Annotated in this window: 24 protein-coding genes and 1 tRNA gene; 10 read left to right on the plus strand and 15 right to left on the minus strand. The window is 67.0% G+C overall.

The features are described from left to right. Position 1: 1 nt before the first annotated feature. From ACRSBM_RS28200 to ACRSBM_RS28220, 5 genes are all read right to left on the minus strand, one after another. Positions 2–1,819, minus strand: a complete 1,818-nt coding sequence (locus ACRSBM_RS28200) for a VirB4 family type IV secretion system protein (RefSeq protein WP_434447706.1) — start codon at positions 1,817–1,819, stop codon at positions 2–4. Positions 1,820–1,824: 5 nt separating this feature from the next. Continuing rightward, positions 1,825–2,829 carry a PrgI family protein gene (locus tag ACRSBM_RS28205; protein WP_434447708.1) on the minus strand — a complete coding sequence of 335 codons (1,005 nt, stop codon included), beginning with the start codon at positions 2,827–2,829 and terminating at the stop codon, positions 1,825–1,827. Beyond that, positions 2,826–4,730, minus strand: coding sequence for a hypothetical protein (locus ACRSBM_RS28210; RefSeq protein WP_434447710.1), 1,905 nt, complete (start codon positions 4,728–4,730; stop codon positions 2,826–2,828). Before ACRSBM_RS28210 ends, ACRSBM_RS28205 begins: the two co-directional genes overlap by 4 nt. A 108-nt stretch (positions 4,731–4,838) precedes the next feature. Then, positions 4,839–5,159 carry a pilin gene (locus ACRSBM_RS28215; protein WP_434447711.1) on the minus strand — a complete coding sequence of 107 codons (321 nt, stop codon included), beginning with the start codon at positions 5,157–5,159 and terminating at the stop codon, positions 4,839–4,841. A gap of 243 nt (positions 5,160–5,402) precedes the next feature. Further along, a complete protein-coding gene (locus ACRSBM_RS28220) occupies positions 5,403–6,269 on the minus strand; it encodes a hypothetical protein (protein WP_434447713.1) in 867 nt (288 codons plus the stop codon). Between the two features lie 554 nt (positions 6,270–6,823). Between ACRSBM_RS28220 and ACRSBM_RS28225 the strand changes: the two genes are divergently transcribed. Together ACRSBM_RS28225 and ACRSBM_RS28230 are read left to right on the plus strand one after the other, a co-directional pair. Beyond that, positions 6,824–7,822: a hypothetical protein gene (locus ACRSBM_RS28225; protein WP_434447715.1), complete on the plus strand. Its 999-nt coding sequence runs from the start codon at positions 6,824–6,826 to the stop codon at positions 7,820–7,822. Continuing rightward, positions 7,819–8,745: a TRM11 family SAM-dependent methyltransferase gene (locus ACRSBM_RS28230; RefSeq protein WP_434447717.1), complete on the plus strand. Its 927-nt coding sequence runs from the start codon at positions 7,819–7,821 to the stop codon at positions 8,743–8,745. The genes ACRSBM_RS28225 and ACRSBM_RS28230 overlap by 4 nt, the downstream gene beginning before the upstream one ends. A 230-nt stretch (positions 8,746–8,975) precedes the next feature. Here the strand turns inward: ACRSBM_RS28230 and ACRSBM_RS28235 are convergent, their stop codons facing one another. Beyond that, positions 8,976–9,302 carry a DUF3024 domain-containing protein gene (locus ACRSBM_RS28235; protein WP_434447719.1) on the minus strand — a complete coding sequence of 109 codons (327 nt, stop codon included), beginning with the start codon at positions 9,300–9,302 and terminating at the stop codon, positions 8,976–8,978. A 170-nt stretch (positions 9,303–9,472) separates the two neighbouring features. On the opposite strand from ACRSBM_RS28235, the gene ACRSBM_RS28240 reads away from it, so the two are divergent. Next, on the plus strand, positions 9,473–9,739 hold the full coding sequence (locus tag ACRSBM_RS28240) for a helix-turn-helix domain-containing protein (protein WP_434447721.1): 267 nt from the start codon (positions 9,473–9,475) through the stop codon (positions 9,737–9,739). Positions 9,740–9,798: 59 nt separating this feature from the next. After that, positions 9,799–11,043, plus strand: coding sequence for a tyrosine-type recombinase/integrase (locus ACRSBM_RS28245; RefSeq protein ID WP_434447723.1), 1,245 nt, complete (start codon positions 9,799–9,801; stop codon positions 11,041–11,043). 83 nt (positions 11,044–11,126) lie between these two features. Here ACRSBM_RS28245 and ACRSBM_RS28250 read toward each other — a convergent pair whose 3' ends face one another. From ACRSBM_RS28250 to ACRSBM_RS28270, 5 genes are all read right to left on the minus strand, one after another. Next, on the minus strand, positions 11,127–12,176 hold the full coding sequence (locus ACRSBM_RS28250; RefSeq protein WP_434447724.1) for an ImmA/IrrE family metallo-endopeptidase: 1,050 nt from the start codon (positions 12,174–12,176) through the stop codon (positions 11,127–11,129). 2 nt (positions 12,177–12,178) lie between these two features. After that, complete coding sequence (locus ACRSBM_RS28255; protein WP_434447726.1) at positions 12,179–13,117, minus strand: hypothetical protein; 939 nt, start codon at positions 13,115–13,117, stop codon at positions 12,179–12,181. A 100-nt stretch (positions 13,118–13,217) separates the two neighbouring features. Continuing rightward, on the minus strand, positions 13,218–14,141 hold the full coding sequence (locus ACRSBM_RS28260) for a hypothetical protein (protein ID WP_434447728.1): 924 nt from the start codon (positions 14,139–14,141) through the stop codon (positions 13,218–13,220). After that, on the minus strand, positions 14,138–14,512 hold the full coding sequence (locus tag ACRSBM_RS28265; RefSeq protein ID WP_434447729.1) for a hypothetical protein: 375 nt from the start codon (positions 14,510–14,512) through the stop codon (positions 14,138–14,140). Before ACRSBM_RS28265 ends, ACRSBM_RS28260 begins: the two co-directional genes overlap by 4 nt. Positions 14,513–14,600: 88 nt before the next feature. Beyond that, a complete protein-coding gene (locus ACRSBM_RS28270; protein WP_434447731.1) occupies positions 14,601–14,741 on the minus strand; it encodes a hypothetical protein in 141 nt (46 codons plus the stop codon). A 417-nt stretch (positions 14,742–15,158) separates the two neighbouring features. On the opposite strand from ACRSBM_RS28270, the gene ACRSBM_RS28275 reads away from it, so the two are divergent. From ACRSBM_RS28275 to ACRSBM_RS28295, 5 genes are all read left to right on the plus strand, one after another. Next, the gene (locus tag ACRSBM_RS28275) at positions 15,159–15,779 is read left to right on the plus strand and encodes a DUF433 domain-containing protein (protein ID WP_434447733.1); all 621 of its coding nucleotides are present in this window, start codon (positions 15,159–15,161) and stop codon (positions 15,777–15,779) included. After that, on the plus strand, positions 15,776–16,228 hold the full coding sequence (locus ACRSBM_RS28280; RefSeq protein WP_434447735.1) for a hypothetical protein: 453 nt from the start codon (positions 15,776–15,778) through the stop codon (positions 16,226–16,228). The genes ACRSBM_RS28275 and ACRSBM_RS28280 overlap by 4 nt, the downstream gene beginning before the upstream one ends. A 208-nt stretch (positions 16,229–16,436) precedes the next feature. Continuing rightward, entirely contained in the window at positions 16,437–16,976 is a 540-nt protein-coding gene (locus ACRSBM_RS28285; RefSeq protein WP_434447737.1) for a hypothetical protein, read from the plus strand. A 99-nt stretch (positions 16,977–17,075) separates the two neighbouring features. Beyond that, positions 17,076–17,576, plus strand: coding sequence for a hypothetical protein (locus ACRSBM_RS28290; protein ID WP_434447738.1), 501 nt, complete (start codon positions 17,076–17,078; stop codon positions 17,574–17,576). A 121-nt stretch (positions 17,577–17,697) separates the two neighbouring features. Next, entirely contained in the window at positions 17,698–18,558 is an 861-nt protein-coding gene (locus ACRSBM_RS28295; protein WP_434447740.1) for a hypothetical protein, read from the plus strand. Between the two features lie 146 nt (positions 18,559–18,704). Here ACRSBM_RS28295 and ACRSBM_RS28300 read toward each other — a convergent pair whose 3' ends face one another. Further along, the gene (locus ACRSBM_RS28300; protein WP_434447742.1) at positions 18,705–18,947 is read right to left on the minus strand and encodes a hypothetical protein; all 243 of its coding nucleotides are present in this window, start codon (positions 18,945–18,947) and stop codon (positions 18,705–18,707) included. A 575-nt stretch (positions 18,948–19,522) separates the two neighbouring features. On the opposite strand from ACRSBM_RS28300, the gene ACRSBM_RS28305 reads away from it, so the two are divergent. Next, on the plus strand, positions 19,523–19,975 hold the full coding sequence (locus ACRSBM_RS28305; RefSeq protein ID WP_434447744.1) for a hypothetical protein: 453 nt from the start codon (positions 19,523–19,525) through the stop codon (positions 19,973–19,975). 527 nt (positions 19,976–20,502) lie between these two features. Here ACRSBM_RS28305 and ACRSBM_RS28310 read toward each other — a convergent pair. From ACRSBM_RS28310 to ACRSBM_RS28320, 3 genes are all read right to left on the minus strand, one after another. Next, positions 20,503–20,576, minus strand: a tRNA-Pro gene (locus tag ACRSBM_RS28310). Positions 20,577–20,750: 174 nt separating this feature from the next. Next, the gene (locus ACRSBM_RS28315; protein WP_434447746.1) at positions 20,751–21,866 is read right to left on the minus strand and encodes a sensor histidine kinase; all 1,116 of its coding nucleotides are present in this window, start codon (positions 21,864–21,866) and stop codon (positions 20,751–20,753) included. Then, positions 21,860–22,492 carry a response regulator gene (locus ACRSBM_RS28320; RefSeq protein ID WP_434447747.1) on the minus strand — a complete coding sequence of 211 codons (633 nt, stop codon included), beginning with the start codon at positions 22,490–22,492 and terminating at the stop codon, positions 21,860–21,862. Before ACRSBM_RS28320 ends, ACRSBM_RS28315 begins: the two co-directional genes overlap by 7 nt. Between the last annotated feature and the right edge of the window lie 14 nt (positions 22,493–22,506).

Below are 22,506 nucleotides of genomic sequence, written 5' to 3' on the forward strand. Positions count from 1 at the left end.
TTCAGGCGTCTTCGAGATCGATCGATGTGTCGTCGGTGTCCGGGCTCGCTGTGGGGCCGAGGTCGAGATAGGTGCGATCCACGTCGCCGTCGAGACAGTCGACGAGCTCGGCGGGTGAGGACGTGGCGAGAAGGTGCTCGGCCGGTGAAGCCACGGTCTGGAACGCCGCCCGGTGTGGTCCGACCGACAAGAGCGCGGATCCCGGCTCCGCAGACAGCAGGAACTGGCGTTCGCCAGCAGAGATGGCGAACTCGCGAACGATGTCGTCGATGGCCTGGGGCGCCTGACGGAGCAGGATCTGAGTCGCCGCGTTCGAGACGATCGTCCTGCCGAGATCGCTGGCGAGTACGTCGGCGGTGTCTTGGGTGGCGACGGTGAGGCCGGCCCAGTGCTTGCGGAACGTCTTGGCCATCCGCGCCAGGAACTCGGCTCCGGCCTGCTGCCGCATCAGCAGCCACGCCTCGTCCACCACGACGAGATGCCGTTGCCGGATCGCCGGGTTCGCCACCCGCCGCCACACCGAGTCCAAAGTGAGCAGCGTGCCGATGCCTTTCAGTTCCTCGGGCAGATCACGCAGGCTGAACACCACGAGATGCCCGTCGGGCACCACGGTGGTGGGGCCGTCAAACAAAGTGCGGAACGCGCCGTCGACGAACGGGTGCAGCCGAGCGGCGAGAGTGGTGTGCCGCCCTGCGGCGAGCGTGTCGCGCAAGTCCTTCAACAACGGCGCGGGCCGGGTCCAGGTGCGCGGGTCGGAGGTGATCCCGGCCTGCTGATAGGTCGTGGTGATGGCCCGGTCCAGCACCGCGCGTTCGTCCGCGGTCAGCTCGGCACCGAACAGCACGGCGAGCACGGTGTGCAAGTACAGACTGCGCCGCACCAAGGCATCCTTCGGTGCGGTGCGCCGCCCGTCGGGTCGAGTGTGGACCGGCAGGTCGAGCGGGTTGAGGCGGACACCGGGAGCACCGAGATGGAGGTAGGTGCCGCCGACGGAGTGGGCGAGGCGGGCGTACTCGTCCTCCGGGTCGATCACGTGCACTGTGATGCCCCGGTACAGCGAGCGGAGCAGTTCGAGTTTGAGCAGGTAGCTCTTTCCCGCTCCGGAACGCCCGAGCACCACGGCGTTGTGGTTGGGCAGCGCGAACCGGTCGTGATGGACCAGCCGTTGCGAGGCAAGGTTGTAGCCATACAACACGCCGCCCGGCGCACCGGTATCCGTGGGGTTGAGTGGTGGCAGGTCGGGTGAGGTGAACGGGTACGCCGCAGCGAGTGCGCTGGTGTCGAACACCCGCGTCATGCCGATCGGGTCGAGCCCGAGTGGCAGGGTGGTGACCCAACCCTGCAAGGCGCGGTAGCTGACGTACTTGGCATCCATCAGCAGCGAAGCCGCCAACGCGCGGACCGCCGCGGTCTCATCGGCCAAGGCTTGTTCGGTGTCGGCGTGCACGGTCAGGTACAGGCCGAGCCGGAACAACTTGCCTTCGCCGCGGGCCACGCGGGCGGACAGCTCGTGGGCGTCCTGGGCGGCGGCGTCGACGTGCGGGTCGGCCAGCCGGTCGTGCTCGGCGGTGTGTCGCCGTGTCGACTCCAACCGGGCAAGCTGTTTGCGCAGTCGATTCGCGGCGGTGACCGGGTCGACCGGCTCGACGTGCAGCGAAATGTCCAGCCTTCCGGGATGACCGAGCAGCGGGGTGAGCCAGCCAGGATGGACCTCACGCGGGTAGCCGGTGACGGCGAAGCTGGTGACCCAGTCGCCGCCTACCCGCAGGTGCCGGGTGCCGACGCTGATCGAGTCCGGGGTGAACGCCTGTGTGCCCATGCCGGTCACTCCTCGTCCTCGTCAGACCAGTCCTGTGCGGTGGTGATGACCTCGTCACTGGAGGCGATGAGAGCGGCGGGCGGCAGCAGGGTGTCGGGGTTGCACGCGGCGACCAGCACGCTGGTGGTGCGGGCTGCGTCCAGTGGGGTGAGCGCGATCCCTGCCGGGCCCAGTAGCTCGGTGGCTTCGTGCAGGCGTCGCACGAGCCGGGATTCCGCTGCACGGCGGGCGGCGGACGTGCTCGGCCGGTGTCGGGACGGCAGCCACGACGGGTGCGTTGGAGTGGTGGGCAGGGGTTCGCGCAGGATCAGCAGGAGCTCGCGGCGCAGCAGGTCGGTCTGCTCGCCGAGCTGGGCGAGGTAGTCGGCGTGCTCGAGCGCGGCTGCCTCCAGCGCGGGGTGCGGCAGGCCTGCGGCCCGATCGCGGAGCTCGGCGATCTGTGTGGACAGGTCGAGGTGTTCGGTGCGCACGAGCACCTGCACCGGGGCGGTGAGCGAGTGCAGGTAGCGGGCGAATCCCGCGACCAGGGCCTCCTGCTCGGCCGGTGTGCGCAAAGCGAAGTTGATGGTCGAGCAGGAGGCCATCACGGCCAGGCCCTCCGTGCCGAGGTCCACCACGCCGGCTGTATCCACGCCCTCGGTGGGCAGTCGCAGCGGCGCGACCCGCTCCGCGGAGTTGTCGGTGGCGCGGTCCAAAAGCCACTGCGGCGCAGCCTGCACACCGTCCGGCGCGGCGACCCGATGCCGCGGGGTGAGAACGTGGCGGATGGCGGCGAGCAGCACGACATCCAGCGGCATCCCGTCGCGCTGGCCGAACGTCAGGACCACCGCCAGCACACCGACCGGGACGGCCAGGGCGAGGAACACAGGCCACGGCAGAAAGCTCCGTGTGAGAGTCCAGCTGACGTACAGCAGTGCCCCGGCGGTGGCGAGCAGGGTGAGCTGGCGGGCGGTCAGCCCGGCCAGCACCCGGTCCGGCCGGTCGACATCGGCGGGAATGTGCACGGTCATCGAGAACCTCCCTGACTGGGGCCACGACCGCCACGGCGAGCACCGGCGGCGGGCAGGTCCAAGGGCAACTGCAGCTGCGATCCCGTGGGCCGTGGCGCTGGCGGTGGTGTGGGCCGGTCGACGGGTGGACGCGATGTGCGCCGGACGTCCAGCGGCAACGGGTACTGACCGCTGCGCAACGGGCGGTTGCCCTGGTACGGATCGAATGGCAGCTCCGGCTGGCGCGGCGCGCGTCGCCGCGCAACCGGTTGCGGTGGGGGCGGTGGAACCGGCGAGCGGGATGTGCGTTGGACGTCCAGCGGCAGCGGGTACTGCCCGTTGCGCAGCGGCCGATTGCCTTTGAACGGGTCGAACGGCAGCTCGAGCTGACGGCCCGCGGGCCTCGCCGAAGTCGGCGTATCCACATGGGACGGAGGCGTGGTCTTGGCGGTGCGCTGTACCGCGAGCGGCAGCCGATACTGGCCGTCGCGTCCCAGGACAGGCCGGTTCTCCGGCCAGCCATCGTTCAGAGGCAGCGTCAGCTGAGTACTACGCCTGCCCGATGTCGCCACGCTCGGTGACACTCCAGGGCTTGGGACGCTGGACTTCTGGCGACGCTGACGACGCAAGCCGGTCAGTGGCAACAAGTACTGGCCGCTGCCGTCCACACGGGTGCGTGCGTACGGATCTGCCGCACTGTTCCCGCTACCGGCTCGGCTCGCCGCGGAGCCGGCAAGCGCGCTTGAGCCTGCTCCGCCGCGCAACAGACCGAACGTCTTGTACATGACGAACGCCCGCAGCAACGACCCGAGCAGCGACCGGCGCCCACCGCCGAGCTGGATGTGGTGCATAACCCAACTCGGGATCTTGACCAGGATCCACAGCAGCGCGCCGGTGACTATCAGGTTCACGATGCCGTCCGGCGTCGGCCCGAAGATGGTGAAGCCACCCTCGGCGAAGAACACCCGCAACGCCGTGATCAGCGCCAGCGACTGGCCGAGCTGGATGCCCAGCACTCCGAAGAACGCACGCCACCACCAGCGGGCAATCCCGTCGGTGTACGACAAGCCATGGCCCGCCAGCAACAGCGGCGCCCCCGCCAGCAGCACCACAGTCAGCGCGACCCGCACCACATAGGTGCCGACCAACGCGACGAGCAGCACGACGATGCCCAGCGACAGCAACACGCCGAAGACCCCGCCGCTGCTGACCGAGTTCATTACCGTGTGCGTGAACAACGCCGACAGCGTCTGTGCCGCACCACTGGGATCCACGCCCTGCGCGACCAACGCATACGACAGGGCGTTGGCGATCTCGATCGCCTTGGCCGCCAAGAACAGCGACAGGTTCGACGCCAGGAACCCGGCCGCGATACGCGGCACGGTCTCGCGAAGCGCGCTGCGGGTCTGCAGGGTCTCGTACGTCATCAGCACGATCCCGGCCACCATGACCAGCAGCACGTAGCAGGCCACCGCGATGCCGCGAGAGGACTCCCACAACTCCCCCACCCGTGGCAGTTGCTCCAGCGTCGGAGTGGTCAGCAGCGTCTCGCCGACCAAGCGCAGCAACGAGTTCAGAGCCCCGACGACCAACGCCCAGAAGAAGTTCGTGATGCCGTCCGCGATGCAGGCCTCGACATCGGTGATGCCGCAGTCGCCACTGGCCGGGCTCGGCGGCGCCGACGGTGTGGTGACCGGTGGTGCGGTGACCGTGCTGGTGGTGGGTTGTGGGATGCACTGCGGTGGCAGCGGCTGCCCCGGTGCACCTGTACGGCACGGGTCCGGTGGTACTTGGTCCGCCGTACCGCTGGGCTGCGCGGTGCCGGTGGGCCTCGGCGGCACGACCGGATTCGGCTGCGCCACCGCGACCGCAGCCAGGCCGCCGAGCACCACCACGAGCCCGGCCAGCAGCAGCCACACCACCAGCCGTCGCGATACACCACGCCTCCGCCCCTGGGGTGCGGAAGCCGCCGAACGGGCCGAGGCGACGGAGGTGGGCACCGTGTGACCGGACCTGTGCGCGGGCATCGGCTACGCACCCACAATGCCCTTGAGCACCGCCACGATCAGCGGCGCGAGCGCGGCCAGGCCGTAACCCCAGGCGGCGGCCTTGAAGCAGTCCTTGGACTTCTCCTGTTCCCCCGGATCACCCGCGCCGAAGATCCGGCGGACCCCGCCGATGGTGAAGAACACCGTCGCCAGGGCCGCCAGAATTCCCATCAGCCAGTTGCGGATGTTGGTCAGGACCTCGTCGAGCGTCTGCGCCAGCGCGACCACCTGGACGGTCTGCGCGCGGGCTGCTGACGACGTGGCGAGCAATGCCACCACAACCAATTCGGCCGCCAGCACCATCTGCCGACCCCGGTGAGTCCTCCGAGGTGTGTGCTCGGCGATGCCGTGCTGTGCGCGGTCCGGCGAGTCGTGACCGCAGGCCACGACTCCACGCCGCGGCTCCGGTGCGACAGCAGTGCCGGATGAGTCCGAGCGACCGTGATGAGGGCGTTGGCGACGTGGTGTGCGGTGTGGGATGACGCGCATCGGGCACCTCCGGAACGGGCCTGTGGTGACGCGGGTGGCAGTGGTGTCCCGCACCTCTCAACTGCGTTCACAGGACCCGTTTTCGGACACGCGACGGCGACTTTTCTTTGGCCGGCCCGACCCACGACCAGTCACTGGGCGTGATGGCGCGCTGACTCGCGTATTGCGGGTGAAGGCCATCCGCGCAGCCACGCAGTCGACGAGTTCGGCATCGTGAGCGGTTGAGTCGTGCTCGTCGGTGGCGCCGGTGAGGTAGGCGACGAGCTTGCGTTCGGCGCGCAGCCGCGCTCGCAGCAAGGTGTGGTAGTTGATCCCGTGCGCGGCGGCGTAGTCGCGGGCGGAGATCTCCTCGAGCCTGGTCGCGCCGATCATGTCGGCCTGCTGCGCGGTGATGACGCCGTCGGCCACCGCGCGGGCGAGCACGAGATCGGGATGTCCCCAGGGTTCGGGTGGCGGCTCGGAGCGGAACTGCTCATCGATCGGGGCGGGCCGGTCCAGTTCCTCGCGGATCAGCCGCTTCCCGGCGGCGCGGGCGGCGGCCTGCAGCCGCTGCATGATCCACGGTCGGCCGGTGTCGATCCGGGCGAGCTCGTCGAGGAATCCCGCGAGCATCGCGGCGTACACGTCGGCCGGGTCGCCGGCGTACGGGCCGACCAGCCGAGCCGCCGCGGTGATCAACCCCGGCAGCGCCAAGCCGACGCAGCCGACCGTCCACGCACCCCGCTCGGCACGCGCCCGCTCGACCACATGCGCCCACACCTGATCCCGCACCGCAGCCGTGCGGCGGGCCGTCAGCAGCCGCTGTCGCACCTCGTGCAGCGGCACCGGCCGGTCCGGGAAACCGTCGAACAACCGCCCGTCGACCGAGATCGGATTCGGGCCTGACACCAGCAACCAGAATGCCCGCGAGGCGACGTCGAACACCGACCCGCCCGACGATTCCTCCCGCTCGCCACCTGTGAAGTAGTCAGCCATGACACACGCTCCCTTGCGCGTTGATACGAACACGCCAAGGAAGCCACGGCAGCTACTACAGAATTACCACCAAACTACTACCGCGCAACTACGCGAGAACTTCAAAGATCACAAAGAATCCAAAACTCCGCACCGGCGGCCAGTCCGCGGGATCGCGCGACCCAAACAGGGCAACCGTCGAAGTAATGCGCTCTAGCTGCGGTTATCCGACCTCCGTAGTAGATCGATAGTAGGCGTGTAGTAGCCGCCAGTCCGGCCGGTCGCACGCCGATGAACACCTCTTCCGAATTTCATTGAAAAATTTCTTCCGCTCGTCGTTGACCACCAATGCCCGCGGCGTGCGAGGACACGCTCGGCTGCTTACGTACGTGGAATCCTGGCCCCACAGCGGGGTTTCACGCCTCAGGAAAAAGTTCAGGACGGGCGTGTCCGAAAACGGGTCCTTTTCGCGCAGTTGAGAGGTGCCGCACGGATTCATCGACCTCACGGCTGCGGAGGACCCCATGGCCCCACGAGACCACCGACCCGACACCGACACCCGGACCCGCGCATCCCGGACCGGACCGCCCAGCCGAGACACCCGGCGCGAGCCGCAGTCACCCACCCGCCCCGCCACCCGACGCCGCGGCAGCACCGCCACCGCGCGCCGCAGCGGGCCTCCGACCCCGGCCACCGTCTGGGTGTGCGGGCACCCGCCCACCGACCCTGCCGCGATCTGGCCGACACCGGTCGTGAAGAAGGTCGTCACCTCGTTCACCGCTCCCGGCGCACGCGTCGTGCTCCTCACGACCACCGCCCCGCCCGACGCTGCCGGGTTGGCCTGCCCGGTGCCGGTGGCCCGGCCACAGACCGACGACGACCGCGCACTCGCCACCGCCACCGATGCCGTCCGCACGCTCGGCCGCGACACCCACGTGATTCACATCGATCCCGATGCAGCGGCGGCGAGGCATGGCTCGACACCGTTCTGGGCCGACCTCGTCGGCGATCCCCAACCGAGTCCGGACCACACCACCGAGCCGCCGCCGGAACTGTGCGACCGGCCGGAGACAGACACGGCCGCGACCGCGGATCTGGTCATCGCCAACCTGCCGCCCGAGCGACTCGTCGACGGTCTTCGTGATCACGTCGCACTGCTCGCGGCGCGTCTGCTGCGCACCGGCTGCGTCCTCGCCGTGCTCACCCACAGTCACCGCACCGGCGGGCGGCTGGTCGACCCGAGCGGGCCGATCGTGGCCGCTGCACAGGCCGCCGACCTGCTCTACCTCCAGCACATCGTCGCCGTCCACGCCCCCGTTCGCGACGGTGACTTCACCCTCACCGCGAACCCGGTCGAGATCGATCGCGCCGAACGGGAACAGCATCACGCCACCGTCCGCGACCTACCCACGCCGCACCGGATGGCTCACTCGGACGTGCTCGTCTTTGCACAGCCGCGTGATCACGAACCACTGCCCTTGTCCATCGCCGCCGCCGTCCGCGAGAACGGGATCATCCGATGAATCACACCACCGAGACCCGTTCCACGTTGTCGGTATGGGCGACCGCGCAGACCTCTCCAGCCACCCAGCGCAAGGGCCGCTACACACCTGAGTCGACCGCGCATCCCGCCAAGATGCTGCCCGAAGTCGCCCGGCACGCCATTACCCACTACACCCAGCCCGGCGACCTCGTGCTCGATCCGATGTGCGGCATCGGCACCACCCTTGTCGAAGCCGTGCACCTCGGCCGCCACGCCGTCGGCGTCGAGTACGAACCGCACTGGGTTGGCGTCACCGAAGCCAACCTCGAGCTCGCCCGCAATGCCGGCGTGCAGACCGAGGGACGCGTGTTCGACGGCGACGCCCGGCACCTGTCGGCGGTGCTACCGAAGCATTACCTCGGGCAAGCCGCGCTCGTGGTCACCTCACCCCCGTACGGGCCGTCCACCCACGGCCAGGTCGTCACCGGCGACGGCGGGGTGCACAAGTACCACCACCTCTACGGCAACACCCTCGACCGCGGCAACCTCGCCAACATCGGCCACCACCGCCTGCTCGCCGGGTTCACCCGCATCCTCACCGGCTGCGCCGCCTACCTCCGACCCGGCGGACACATCGCCATCACCATCCGCCCCTGGCGCGAACACGCCGAGCTCATCGACCTGCCCTCCCAGATCCTCGCCTGCGGTGAACACGCCGGACTCATCCCGGTCGAACGCTGCGTCGCCCTGCTCGCCCGCGTCGCCGACCACGACCTCGTCCCGCGCGGCAGCTTCTTCCAACGCGACTTCATCGCCAAACAACGCCGCGCCGGACTCCCGCTACACCTGATCGCGCACGAGGATGTGGTGGTGTTCCGGACCGGTTTGAGGCCCGCGAGGGCGCATAGCCAGTCCACTACGGACACAGACGTGTGCCCAGCATCGTACCGGCGGACGACGTGACGCCGCCGCACGCCGCGGCTACACCGGCATCGTCGACCGCGTCTGGCCGCGGCCGGATCGCATGGTGTGCCGACAACGACCCGCACGTCGCCATGCTGCTCGATATCCGTATGCCGGGCGTCCCAGATCTGGGCGACCTACGCGCCGCCGACTGGGACTCAGAGCCCACTGTGGACACCGTCACCGCGGCGTTGCCATGCCTCACTGTCGCGGTTGGTTCGCGAGGTCGGTCACCAGAACGCGCGGTTGGGCTCGTCGATCACATCCAGCAGTGCGGCGGGCGAGGTCTGCGCGGGCACGTCCGGCAGCAGGTGCCAGCGGGTGTTGCGATCGGGCCAGTACAACCGCCAGCGGGTGCCATCGTGGCGCAGCTGGGCGATCGGCCGTCGACTCCACTCGGGTCCGAAGTCTTCTCGCCACGGCGCTCGGACTTCCAGGATCGTCACGTTCGATCCGCGCACGGCGTACTCGACACGCACCTGATGCAGTGCGTGTGCCGGGATGCGCTGCTCGCACCAGCGAGCGATCTGACGCAGGTGGGTGTCCGGGACGGCCATAGCGCTGATCGTCGCAGAACCAGGCGAGCGTCACGCAGCGAGCTGCGGTCAGGCCGCGGCAGTCTGCTCCCTCAGAAAGCAGAAGCCGCAGACGCTGCGTTGGTGACCGATCCGGCTACTCCCGATGTCATGGATGCAACCTGGACCGTCACGGGTCGAGGTGAAGGGACATGAGCGGTCGCATCGTCAGGACCGAGTCGCCGGGTACTCCGGCTTCATTCCGTGAGGACCTCGCCACCATGCTGTACACGCCGGCGCAGGCCGCGGAAATGTTGTCCGTGAAGGAGAGCTGGCTACGCCGCAAAGCGGGTCGCCGCGCAATACCGTGCACGTTCGTCGGCAAGCATCTGCGGTTCTCGCTCGCAGACCTCAGAGGCATCGCCGAAGGTGGTGCGCAGGCCGTGCGCCCCGCACGAGGACGACCTCGTTCCCGCTGATCAGCGTCTTGAGGGCAAGCACGGAAGCGCTTGCCCTCTTGCGTACACAATGCGTCCATATGCCCGTCAAATCGATCGACGGGAGGAAACCGATGGCCTGGGCAGAGAAGCATGGAAAAGGCTGGCGCGTCCGCTACTGGAAAGACGACGGAACACTCGGCTCCATCTCCGGATTCCCCACCAAGACGGCGGCCGACGACCACGCCGACACCATGGAGTCCGACCAACGCCGTGGCACCTGGATCGACCCCGCTGCCGGGAAACTGTCCCTCGCGGAGTGGACCGTCGACTGGCTCGACGCACTCGACGTCTCCCGCAACACCGAGACCCAGTACCGCAGCCTGCTCAACAACCACATCCTGCCCCGCTGGGGCGAGACCTCGCTCTCGGGCATCACAGGGATAGCGGTGGCCGCGTGGGCCAAGAAGGTCCGAGCATCCGGTTACGCCGCCGCCACCGTGCAGACGATGATGAAGATCCTGTCGATGCTCCTCGCCGACGCCGCCGACGAAAAACTCATTGCCGCCAACCCCATACGACCCCGACGACGCGGCAGGCGCCAGCGCACCAAGATGCGCGAGCGCATGTGGGCCACACCCGAAGAAGCGTTGCGTCTCGCCGACAACGCGGCACTCCTTCTTGGCCCCTGGGCCGCGGTCCTCATCGCCACGGCCGCGTGGACCGGAGCACGGTGGGGCGAGCTCACCGGACTGCAACGCACCAACATCCACCTCGACGATGGATGCTTCGAGATCGACCCCGACATCGGCGCCCTGCACGAGATCAACGGCCACTTCGAACTCGGCCCACCCAAGACCGCCGAGTCCGCCCGCACGATCACCCTCCCGCCGTTCCTGATCGATCTGCTGCGCGTCCTTCTCGACAGCCACGACCATCCACACGCGTTCATCTCCGCCGAGGGCGAATACCTGCGCCGCTCCAACTTCGGACGCCGCGCCATGCGCCCCGCCGCCGACGGCAACCTCAACCGCAAAGCCCCGCCCGTGTGGATCCAGCCCGTCAAACCCGGCCTGACGTTCCACGGCCTGCGGCACAGCCACAAAACCTGGATGATCGCCGACGGAGTCCCCGAAATCGCCCAAGCCGCCCGCCTCGGCCACACCCTCGAAGACAAGATGCAGAAGGTCTACTCACACATCGCCGCCGAGGTCGAACACCGCCTCCTCGACGGCCTGCAAGCCAGGTGGACCAACGCGGTCGCCTGTGTCGGCAGTGATACAGGGATCAACGACTGGCGCAAAGACTCACAGTTTGGCGTGGACACTGGCCGCTTCACCGGCTGACGGCGGGAATCAAGGTCCGTTGAGCACATCAACGTACGTAAGCGCCGAACCCCCGCCGAACTTCCTGGCAGGGGGCGTGGGCATCAGTCAGAGCATTCCCGACACATCGATCCGACGAATGAGTGCCCAGGCTTCTCGGTGAAGCACCCCAGACACAGCTTGGCGTGCGGAGCGGCGGCTGCTTGGCACGAGCAACGTCGACAGGTAGGGCAAAAGTGATCGTCGCAAACGCTGCATGCCGCGCCAGTCGGATAGAAGTCGGCGCTGCAGTTGTCACACCACGAGGTCTCGTATCCGGCCGGCACGTTCTGGCGAACTGAGAGCCCGCCCCATGGTGGGCTATCCGTGACGAACACACCGAAGGCATAACCCCCGCTCACCACGACGTCGCCATGCAGCGACTCGGTTCGCGCACGCGAGGGAAACCACAGCTGGTCTTCGCCACGAGCCTGTCCACAGCGAAGACCATCAGCGAGGATCGTGCCTTGTTGCGGTGTGTTGCGCCGGATCGGCAAGGTGCCGTTGGCGCGCGCGGTGAAGCGAGCCACCACGTGCTCGGTCAGGTCCGCATCAAGCTCCACCGTTGCAACGACGACGTAGCCCGGTGTCAGCAACTGCTGCGCCATCGCGACCGCACAGGCTTCGCGGCTCGCGTCCGTGGTCCTGAACAGACGCAACACCGCGGCGGCTGTGACTCCGCCCCCGCCCAGAGCACGCTCAACCGCGTCATCCCCGATGAGGAGCAGCGCGGCCAGCGCGTTGCAGATGTCCTCTTCCAGATCGGCGCGTTCGGCGTCGCTCCAAAGCAAGTCTGCAAGCTCACCGTCGTGGTCAATGAGAAAGTGCGCGAACTCGTGTCCCAGGCTGAAGAGCTCACGCCCAGGGCTGGCGGTCTCATTGAGCACAATCCGCGGCGGCTTCGTGTCACGCAGGTACGCCGCAGCGATCGGGCACGATGATGCGCTTGCGCGAACGCTGTCGTGCTGCAGCAACACATCTGAGCGGCCGGCGATCGCGCCGTACAGGTCCGTACGCAGGCTGTCCGCCAAGCCGGGTTCAATCGTTTCCCGTCGCTGCAACAGTTCGAATGCAAGCTGCCTGACAGCATCGGACGAATGTCTGCTCTTCGGCAAGGTCAATCTCCTCGGCCAAGCTTGTCGAGAATCTCCTCCCAGAACGCAACATCGTCGCGTTCGACATCCTGCCGACGTGCGGCTTGCAAGGAAGGCAACAGCTGTACGGCACTGACCATGTCGATGTCCCGCTCAGCGGCAATCTTTCGGACGACGCTGAAACGCCGTGGGCTGTTGAGTACCTGCCTCAGGCCCTCTGGCAGCGGTCCGACCGAGCGAACCAGCTCAAGTGGATCTATGTCGTCAAGCTCAGGGGCGAGCTGCTCAGCTTGCGCCAATGTGAGCCGGGCATGCCCGTTGGCGATTGCACGTGCATCAGCGAGCTCCACATCCAGCAGCCGCGCCAGTCGTGAAGGTGGCAAATTTGCCTTGTGCAGCATGTCGGGCAACGACACACGTTCATCTGTTTCTGCTTCGTCGTCGAGCTCCGCCACAGCGATTCGGGCAAGCTGGAACGACAGCTGGTTCTGGAACTCGCGTCTTGCCTCCACATCGTCGGCCGCGCGCCCTCCAACAGTCTGTTTCACGGTGGTGACCTGTCCGGTGAGACTTGCTTGCCACAGGTCTAGACAGTCGGATAGGACCGGTGGGCCGACATCACCCAAATACGCTTGAAGGGTGAACAGCGGCACTGGCGTCGCAAGCGCAACGAACACCGCGACAGACACCGGAAGCGGGTTCTCATCCGCGGCCAGCACAGCGGTGAACGGATCGGCATACGTGACGTCAACCGTGACCGGTGCGAACGTTGCATAACCCTCGTCGATCTCCAGCAACGTGCCCAGGACCGACTCGTCGGCCCAGACCGCGCGCCACATCTGTCCGACTTCGACGTTGGGCAACTCACGTGCCAGTAGTCGCCCCAGCTCCCGCACTGCCTCGGCGGCCTCCGCAGACGCATGGGAATAGCTCACGAACACTGCGGAAGTCCTGCGGCTCACGGAGTCATCGTTAGCACGCATCATGCCTCCCGGTTGTCCACATCTTCTCCATCGACGTCGCTGTTCAACGAGCACGCATTGCTAAGACGGCGGACCCCGCTCAACTGTCCACGCTGCTACGCCGCTCTGCTTCCACGCGTTCGGTGAGTGCCCTCAGCATCGCAACGCCTTCGTCTCCTCTCGGCAACAAGTCAGCCAGAAGCGACTTCAACCTCGTCTGAGCGAGGGCCACGGCGGAGTGGCCAAGGCCGATGTGGGAAGCCGCCGCGCGCGAGCTCTCGTCGATGAATGGCAGGACCGCCTTGTCACGCTCGGTCAGCTGTGCCATCACCGCCCCAACCCGATCCGCGATCTCAACCTGCTCGAAGTCCGAACGGGCCGGCGGGTCCAGAGCGTCGATCGGCACGGTGACAGGCATGACGTCCAGGTCGAACCGGCGCGCGATTACGCGAGCGAGCGCCGCAAACGTGACACTGCCCTGCGCGGCCTCCAGCACAGCGCGTACGAGTGCCACCATGTCCGCACGATCTGCCAGCGGCCCTTCCCGTTTCGCATCCGGGCGCCACCGCCGCCGCGTGACGTCGACCTTCATGGCGGCACGAACGAGCACCGCCTCGTCGCCCCCGAACGGCTCCACCGGGCCGTTGGCAAGCCGCAAACGATCGCCTTCAGCGAGCAGGCCGGGTTCGGCGGCGACGACGTCCTTGATCCGCCGGATCTGGGTGCCGACCACCGTCGTGCGAGCGAGGTCGCGCAGATAGTTCAGGACCGCGACCTGCAGCAGGCGCGCGAACGACTCGTCGTCATACGCCTGCGCGGCGAGCTGCACCAAGCGTTCGGTGCTGCGGTGCCCCGTCAGGAAGTCGTGCGCGGCGCTGATGGCCGCCTCGCGATTCCAAGCACGGAAGCCTGCAGGAGGCGGGTGGTTGTGCGAGCGCCCGACTTGCTCGATCGTCTCGTACAACAGCTGTGCCCCCGCGTTGTCGAGGGTGCCGGTGGCGAGAAGTGTGTTGAGGGTGCTCACGCCATCCCCACCATCTTCAGGACCTGACCGATGTAGGGCTCGGGTAGCTGGCCTTGGAACCGAGTGTGTTGCGGCATGGCGAAGAAACGGATGTCGATCCGGCGCATGTAGTGCTTCGCGAAAGCCCCGTCCCTGTCAAGGGCGAGACTCAAGTCAGCCGGGTGCTTCACGTGGCTCCCCCTCACCTCCCCCATGCTGGTCCGCGTCACCACCAGAGCATCGGGGAGCACATCGTTCGGAGCACGTACCACGACAACGGGCCGGGTCGGCTTCTTGTTGCCTCCGTAGACGGTCGTGTCGACCCAGTACACGTCGCCGACACTCGGCACTCCGCTCGGGTGCGGGTTGGCCGCCGGCAGTACGACCGCCACGGGCTGTCCCCTTTCTGGTGGACCGACTCTAGCGTGACCTGTCCCACATACTGGAGCGGCGAGCCGCCCGACCCGGCTCGCCGCCCCCTCACTTGCCCTTGCCCTTGCGGGGCGTCTGCGCGAGCGCCGAACCCGCCGCCGTCTTCGACGCCTTCCCGGTCCGCCCGTCCCGAAGAACCTTGGAGGCAGCCTGCGCCGCGGCCTTACCGGTCTGCTTGCCCTTCGCCATGTCTCACCTCCTCTCGGCCCGCGCGCCCTCGCGCGCTCGCCAAGGCAAGACGGCGAACCGCACGCGTGTGTCCACAAGGCGCCCCGACCGGCTTGTGAACGCAACGCGCACCTCTGCTAGATGCACACCGACCTGCTGCCACACCAGGTACGCGGACATGCGCCCCGTTGACAGCTGCGACACGCCCCTCACCGCGGCTTGAGGTTCCCGAGAACAGGCCTCGTTGCAACCCGGTTGGTACACGGTCAAGGTGGGCTTGCCCGAATGCGGTCGCACCTCAGCTATCGCCTAGCCCGTTCGCGTGACACGTCACTGAATGGGGTAACGCCCCTGATCGGGGGGCCGATCACCCTCTAACCAGGGCTTTGTTCTGCCATGCTGACAGCGTGAGCGTGGCGGACATCAGAAGGGAGGTGGATGTTGTTCCCCGTTGACGTGGCGTCGGTGCTCAGTGGTGCTTCCGTACGACAGCTGGATCACTGGCGCAGGACCGAACTGTTGGTTCCCGAATACTCGACGCAGCCTGTGCGCTACTCCTTCCGCGACCTCGTCGCGTTGCGGATCGTGATGAAGCTGCGCACGGACCTCAGCCTTCAGAAAGTCCGCAAGGCGTTCGGCAACCTCCCGGCGTATAACTTCACGCACCACCCAGGTGAGTACCGGTTCGGCACCGACGGCGACACCATCGCGGTCATGGACCTGGACGACCAGCAGTGGACCGACCTGGTGCGACAACCTGGGCAGCCTCACCTGTTCACCCTCGCCGAGGTGTTCGCTCCGTTCACCACGCAGACCGGCCGCAAGGTCGTCGACTTCATGCGCCCCCGTAAGCGTCTGCAGGTCGACAGCGAGCGGATGGGCGGTTGGCCGACGATCGCGGGGACCAGAGTCGGCTTCGACACGGTCGCCAACTTGATGGAGGACGGCTCGCTGACCGCTGAAGACGTGCACTACTACTACCCGTCTGTGGCCGTAGAGGCCGTGGCCGACGCCGTCAGCTTTGCTGAGGACGTAGTGCTGGCCAGGAGCGTCGCGTGAGGTTCTTCATCGACGAAAATCTTCCCCCACGCCTGACGGACCCCTTGGACGTGATCTTCCGAGGCCATGAGTTCCGATCGTGTATCCACGAGGGACTGAGCGGCACGCTCGACATCCCCTTGTTCGAGATTCTGCGCGCCCGGGAGTTCGAGGCAATCATTACCAAGGACACTGGCCAGGTGGGACGCAACGACGACGAGCGCCGCGCCCTGCACGAATGTGGCGTCCACTGGATCGGTGTGAAAGAGCCGTCCGCGCGCGGCCTCCAGCTCGTGACAGCGTGGGTCGCCAGCATCACCGCCGCGATGCCGCACATCCTGGAAAAGATCGCCCAGGCTGACTGCCAACCTTCGTGGTTCAGCGTGAAAGGCATCACCCACCAGTCGGCGCAGCGTATGGACTCGGGGGAACTGTGGCGCCCACGGTGGGGTTCTCGCCCGGCAGCATGACGCGAGTTGATCACGTACGCCCGGATCTACCTGGGGCACGAGCACACCACAAAGTTCCGGCCGGCCACCGGCTCGCCGACATGTAACCGGGGTGGCCTCGTCATAGCCAGGTCGTACGTTCTTGTCACAAGAGACACGCCGACCTGACTCGGCAAGACAGGGAGTCGGAGTGCCGGACCCAAGCATCTTGCCGAACGTGGTGACGGCCGTGGCGACGCTCGCCGCCGGGCTCGGGGGTGTCAGCCTGACGCTGCGCCACGGCAACCGGCGCTTCGAGCTGGAACAGCGGGACCGGTGGCACGCGGGGCAACGGCAAGCCGTTGCCGAACTCCTCCACGTCGGGCACGAGTGGGCTCTGGCCGCCAACGTGATGCTCATGCGCATCGCGATCACCGCCAACGAGGAAGCGATCGCCGATTCGTCCGAGCAGCGCAAGTACCGCACAAAGCGCGAAGAGTTCGGGCGCGCATTGGTGACCGCACGCCTTGTGGTCACTGAGCCAGGTCCGAACGGTCCCGTGCGGGCGCTGTCCACTCTGTACGCGGACATGCCGATGGCGTTCCGGAAGGCAATGAGATCGTCCTGCGACAAACACCGCAGGGCTGACGAAGTAGCCGTCGACCTCGGGCGGATCATGATCGACGAGGCCGAAGAACACTTGCGGGGTGATCGAGACCGCTGCCCTGGAGCGCTTCTCTCGACCGGCGGCTCCACCGGCAGGCCGACGGTTCCGCCTGTGGCGACGTAAACCCGTAACGGCGGCGGAGCCGTCCTCGACGTGACCAGGGACGGGTCAAGCCGACCCGGTCGGCAAGGAGGCAGGGTTGGACTTCGGTGATGTGCCCGCGTGGGCGGCGGCAGGCGTCGCGCTCGTCGCGGCGATCATCGCGGTGGTCGCCGCCAGGTACTCCAGGCGACAGGCAACGGCCGCAGAAGCCAGGCACAGGCGGCACGCGACCAGGTCGCCTTGCTGCGCAAGCAGATCGACATGGCCGAACAGGACCGGCACGAACAGAACGCGCCGCAGTTCACCATCGCCTACAACCCAAGCTTCGGTCACGTCGGAGAGGCGTCGTGGCACACCATCTCCTACACCTCTGGGCCATCGCAGTTGGACAAGGTCACTATCTCGCCAGCTCCCGGTTCCGAGATCGACGGCGTAGGCGTCGACGAGGACGAACAGAACAAACGCTCGTCGATCGAACTGACGTCGATCGTCAGCGGGGTCGGGCGCGAGTTCATCGCATGGCTCAACGACAAGGACTCCGGCACGGTCTTCCTTGTCAGCGCGGAGACGGCGACCGGCAAGTGGGGGCCAATGGCCGTGAAGGCTACCGACGACTACTGAGGCTCCACACGTACTTCCCCCTGCGTTTTCGACTCATACGGACGATGCACGGCCGTACCCTGCTGGCCAACGTAGAGACGCGCCGAGCTGACTCGGCGAGACAAGGACGACCATGCAGGGAGTGGCAGAGAACGCACCGCTATTCGACACGGGCGACAAGATCACGCTAGGGGCGATGATCATTGCCCTGCTGGCGATGGGGGTTGCCATTTGGCAGGCGTGCGAGGCACGGAAGTCACGGAAGGCAACCGAGGAACAGGCCGACACCGCCAAGAAAGTCCTGGGCGAGACCGAAAAGCAGAGCGCGGCGGCAGAAAAGTCCGCCACCGCCGCGATGCTCTCGCTCGGGTCCACAGAGCGAGCGGCGGGCGCGGCCGAAGAACAAGTAGTCCTCGCACGCCAGGCGGTTCAGACGGCCAAAGACCAGGTGGTCGAAGCACGCAAGGCCGTGGAGGCCGCGGAGGCGCAGGTCGTGATAGCAATGAGGGCGGCTGAGGCCGCCGAGAGATCAGCTCGCGCAGGGGAAAACGCGAACGAACTCGCACAACGTGAAGCCCACAAAGCGATGGCGCCAAAATTCCAGCTCACCCACTACCGAGGAACCGGGCTGAGTGACATCAGGATGGTCATGACAGACGGGCCTCGTCTGTCAGTCGTTACCGTCCGCCCTCAGGGACGGAACGCCGAACTGGTGCAGGGCTTCACGATGAAAGGATCTTCTGGGCCGCCCGTCGCTGTGCTTGAGCTCGAGGACATGCACAAGGGCGACACGTACGAGCTCGTGGTCCACCATCCCCAGGTCCCCGGGACAACCACCATCGCCATTGATCTGCACTGTGTGCCTGTCAACCAAGACGTGGAGCCTTGGACAGTCACCGAGACTTTCGAGCTGGTACCGCCCGTTCGGGTCGCCACTGCTCGTTTCTCGCGAGGCCCACAAAATCCAGGGCGCGGCCTGTTTCACGACGGGGAGCAACTCTGAGCACAAGCAGCGCACCGTGCCACACCGCGCGAAGTGCAGACGCGTGCGCAGCACCACATTCAGCCTTGCGGCCAACCACCTAGCGCTCCAACCGGAGTCGAGCCCCCAGTGCGGCTCCACCCCTTGGCCCGTTCTCGGCGCGGGTTTCAGTAGCCGAGGCTGCCCATCCGGAGGTCTGTCACTGCCCCTTGGACAGCGCCGCACGGCCACGGCTTCGCGCACTCGGCGCACTCGTCCCCGTCAGCGGGAGAGTGCTTGGTCAGCATCTGGTGCACAGCGCTCCACCACATCGTCTTGTCCCGGCAGTTGAGCCGGTGGTCTCGAAGGCTCGCGGACTCCCGAAGGGCCCAGGCGTAGATGGCGCGGCGGTCGCTCTGGTTGTCGGTCATGCCGGGAGCGTGCGGTGCGTGTGTAACCCGTCGGCTTCCTGCCCGTATGTGCCGTAACGGGTCCACCTACAGACCCGATCTGTTCCACATGCGCTCCCGCCGGATGGTGCTCGGTGTCTCGATAGTCCTCGGGGCCGGTTCTGTGGGGTGTTCGTCTCCGACACCAGGAACACCCATGCCGGCGCCAGCCCCGGTCACCGTTGTGTCGACGGTGATCGTGACGCCGACTCTGCCCACACGGCGGAAGGTGTTCATCGCGGATGCTGTCGAACGCTAGGTGGTGGAGATCCTCAAGGACGAGTACAAGATCTCCGGCGTCGGCGAGGCGACGTGCCCCGAGGGTCAGCTGGTCACGCCCCGGCAACTCGTTCGTCTGCATCGTGTCGGTCGGAGGTGCAGACAAGTCGGTGAAGGTCGTCGTGAAGTCCGCCTACGGGGAGTATGAGGTCGGCCAACCTCGTTGATCGGCGACACGATGCCGGTCCAAGACTGCGACAGATCCCTACCTCTATCCCTCTCGTGTACGACTGATGTACAGTTGTCGTGTACATCAGTCGTACACGAGAGGGATACACATGGACATCGCGATCCTGAGGTCGTCGGTCACCGCAGCACTGGAAGACTTGGACTCCGTGCGGAGTCGCCTTGTCGATCTACTGGCGGACATGGATCGGTCGGCCGACTCCATTCAAGTACCGAGACAAGGCCGCTGGACGCGTGAGATGGTGGCGACGCTGTGGGAGAACGTGCAGCATCTCAACGGCGTGCGCGCCCTGTTCGAGGTGACCGCCGAAAACCCGAACACGCCGGTCACGTTCACCGATGTGCTCGCTCGCTCCGGCCTTTCCGAGCAGCAGCAACGCAACGAGCATTCCCGCTTGAGCAGGGTGGCGGCCGAGCTGTTCGGCGAGAAGCGCTGGCCCATCGAGAACTGGCAGGGCAGCACTCCGCGGTCGGGAGGCAAAGCAGAGATGCTGTACCGAATGAGCGGCACCGTCGCCGCGTGGTGGATCGAGTTGACGCGGTAACGAGCGGGCAGCTAAACCCAACCGCGCCGCCCGACCGGCCAATGCGCTCATGCCCGTCACCGCGCAGTGAATACCACGCCGAAGGTCGCACCATCGTCACATCGGCGCGACTCTCACGTAGCCCGACCCAGCGCCGCTCAGCTCAGCGGCCGTAGTCGACGGCATGACCATCCCCTTGCGCTGTGGGCAGCGAGCAACGCCAGCCAGCACATGGCGGGCCGGCACCCAGCACGCCTACGCCAGCGCTGGCGTTGAGGTCGCCAATGAACCACCAGAAACGACAACTGTGCGCCGCAGCGGCCATCGGGAAGCAGTGCAGGAGGAACCACCCGGACGGGGTACGGATTCGCGTTCGGCAACGCGACCCCATTTCACCGCCAGAAAACGGATCCTCCCAAAATCCTCCCAAAACCCGGGTTACCCACCAGTACAGACCACAGTGGACGGTCAGAGGAAGATCGAAAAAGCACACGAAAAAGCCCGCCGACCTGGGCTTTCACCCAGAATCAGCGGGCTGATTCAGACCGTCGGGACGACAGGATTTGAACCTGCGACCCCTTGACCCCCAGTCAAGTGCGCTACCAAACTGCGCCACGTCCCGGCCACACTCCCGGTCTCCCGGCGTGCAGAGGAATCGTACAACACCGCGGACAGAGATCAAAAACAGACCCCCGCAACGGGCTGGGAGCTGCGGAAATACGGCGGGGACCCGAAGTTCGGGTCCCCGCTGTCCCTCGGTCCGACCGATCCCCCGATCCTCGACCGACACCGTGAACTATGCGGTGGCGGCGTCGCGGGCGCCACCGCCGAAAGTCGAGTCTTGACCGTCAACCTTCGACTTACCGGACGGTAGGACGGCGCTGACGCTGAAGCCGCCGTCTGTGCGGTACGAGGTGGTCAGGGTGCCGCCGGCCAGGCGGACGCGTTCTGCCAGGCCGTGCAGGCCCGCGCCTCCTCCGTCTGCCTGGGACGGTAGGTCGCCGGGGCCGTTGACCACCGAGACGCGTACCGGTGAGGCTCGGTCCACGGTCACGGTCACGGAGGCGCCTGGGGCGTGTTTCGTCACGTTGGTCAGGGCTTCTTGGACCACGCGGAACAGGGCGCGGGACACCGCCGGTGACAGTGGGGCGTCGCCCGTTTCGGAGAGGGTCACGGAGACGCCGGCTACTCGGGCTCGGTCGATCAGTTCCTGCAGGGACGGGTAGGTGGTGTCGGAGTTCAGGAGGCCTAGGGCCGCTCGCATTTCGGAGAGGGATTCCTTTGCCAGGGCTCGTAGGCGTAGGGCGGTTTCGCGGACGGCGGGGTCCGGGGCGGTGGCGGCGAGGGCGGCGGATTCCACTGCTATCAGGGTGGCGTGGTGGCCTACGGCGTCGTGGATTTCGCGGGCTATGCGGGCTCGTTCCGCTGCTCTGGCCGAGGTTTCCTGGGCTTCGAGTTCTGCGGCTCTGGCTCTGCGGGTTTCGTAGAGGGACTGGGTCAGTTCCTTGCGGGTGGTGACCAGGGCGCCCAGGACCGTGGGGGCGGCGGCGAGGCCGAACGCGAAGGCTGTGGTCAGGAGCAGCGGGCCCAGGGGGATGGACTCGACGACGATCACCGGGGTGACTGCGGCGATGGTCAGCAGGATGATCCAGAAGACCTGGATCGGGATGGACTTTTCCTTGCGGCCCAAGCGGAACTGGGCTACCAGGGCTGGGGCCCAGCCCAGGCCGCCGGCTACCGCGGGGACGCACAGCAGGGAGGCCAGCCACGGCCAACGCAGGCGTACCGACAGCAGTAGTGAGGCGGCTATCGCGGTCCACAGGGACCATGGGAACGGGCGGTCCTGCGTCAGCAGGACTACTCCCGTGGTGATGCCCACGGTGAGGATCTCGCGCAGGAGCGGTTTCACCACACACCGACCTGGTGCGCGACCAGGGCCGCCTGCACCCGGTTCTCCACGCCCAGTTTGGTGAGGACGGTGGAGACGTAGCTCTTCACCGTCGCCTCGGACAGGCAGAGTTCCCCGGCGATCGAGTGGTTCGAGCGGCCGGCGGCGACCAGTTCCAGGACCTGGCGTTCGCGGGCCGAGAGGGAGTCCAGCTGGCGGTTGGCCCGGAAGCCGCGGAGGCGGGGTAGCAGGCGGGCGGTGATGCGCGGGTCCAGGACGGCGCCGCCGGCGGCTAGGTCCACCACGGCGCGGACCAGGGTTTCCGGCTCGGCGTCTTTCAGTAGGAAGCCGTGGGCGCCGAGGTCCAGTGCCGTCGCCACGTAGTCGTCCAGGTCGAACGTGGTCAGCACGGCGATCGCGGGTGGGGTGGCCCACGTGCGCAGGCGTTGTAGGGCCTCCAGGCCGTCGACGCCTGGCATCTGGACGTCGACCAGCACGACGTCCGGGAGGTGGGCCAGGACCACCTCGATGAGTTCGGCGCCGTCGGCGGCCTCGCCGACCACCTCGACTCGTCCGTCGGCCTCGAGGAGGACTTTCAGGCCCCGCCGGAGCAGGGCCTCGTCGTCGGCTAGCACCACGCGTACGGCCACTGACCCAACCAACC

The sequence above is a fragment of the Lentzea xerophila genome (assembly GCF_051094245.1).
In the GTDB taxonomy this organism is placed as follows: Bacteria; Actinomycetota; Actinomycetes; order Mycobacteriales; family Pseudonocardiaceae; genus Lentzea; species Lentzea xerophila.